This is a genomic window from Nitrosomonas sp. GH22 (genome assembly GCF_009833115.1).
Lineage (GTDB): Bacteria > Pseudomonadota > Gammaproteobacteria > Burkholderiales > Nitrosomonadaceae > Nitrosomonas > Nitrosomonas eutropha.
In genome coordinates this window covers 1-1006 of sequence record NZ_QRCA01000075.1, presented here as the reverse complement: position 1 = coordinate 1006, position 1006 = coordinate 1, and the positions used below count along the sequence as shown (strand labels likewise).

2 protein-coding genes are annotated in these 1006 nt (G+C 45.0%); both read left to right on the top strand.

Annotation, left to right across the window (positions count from 1 at the left end):
- The coding region (locus tag ABF86_RS12375; RefSeq protein WP_240142345.1) for a COX15/CtaA family protein at window positions 1–537 on the top strand (537 nt) is incomplete at its 5' end.
- 174 nt (window positions 538–711) lie between these two features.
- A partial coding sequence (locus ABF86_RS12370; RefSeq protein WP_160803663.1) for an RDD family protein occupies window positions 712–1006 on the top strand: 295 nt, incomplete at its 3' end.

Below are 1006 nucleotides of genomic sequence, written 5' to 3'. Positions count from 1 at the left end.
GGCTGGTATATGGTTATGAGTGGCTTGGCAGATAATATTTATGTCAGTCAGTACCGACTGACTGCGCACCTTGGTCTTGCTTTCATTATTTATGCCGCTATGTTCTGGGTGGCCACTGGATTGATTTCACCTGCTAATACGCATTTATCAGATCCACTATCCATACATAAGCTTAAAAGATTTGCTCAGGTGTTGACCGGGCTGATATTTATTATGGTGCTATCTGGTGGCTTGGTGGCAGGTATCCATGCTGGGAGGGCATATAATACGTTCCCTCTGATGGATGGTTTTCTGATTCCTCCCGCCATGTTCGTGCTGGAACCCTGGTATCGAAATTTCTTTGATAACATCACGACGGTACAGTTTGATCACCGTTTGATTGCCTGGCTATTGATTTTTTCTATCCCATGGTTCTGGGTCAGAGCGAAACGAGTATCGTTGTCGTTGTCTGGTCGCCTGGCTTGCCATCTCTTGCTGTTGATGTTGTTTATTCTAGTGGGCTCGGGATTACGACATTGCTATTATCAGTTCCACTAACGTTTGCTGCTGCACACCAGGCGGGAGCTGTATTGCTATTTACCGCCGCATTGTGGGTTTGTCGTAAGCTATCCTGATAATTAATTAAATCTGTGTTTTTCTAATGGTGGTACGTTTTTTATGGCATATGAAATCCCCGGGAAAAATGGATGCTCAACACAAAGGAGCACGTTGATGGAAGGATCGATACCAGGGTTTTGGCGTCGTATGCTGGCATTGGCTTACGAATTTTTGCTGCTACTGGGTGTATGGTTCATCGCCGCTTTTCTGTTTCACCTTATTTTCCGGGATACATCAGCCGAATACTTTAGGCCTTTATTTCAATTTTATTTATTGTTTATCGGTGGTATCTACTTTATCTGGTTCTGGACGCATGGTGGCCAAACGCTGGCCATGCAGACCTGGAAATTACAGCTTGTTTCTGCCAATGGCGGAAAAGTTACCACGCAACAAGCGATGGTGCGCTACC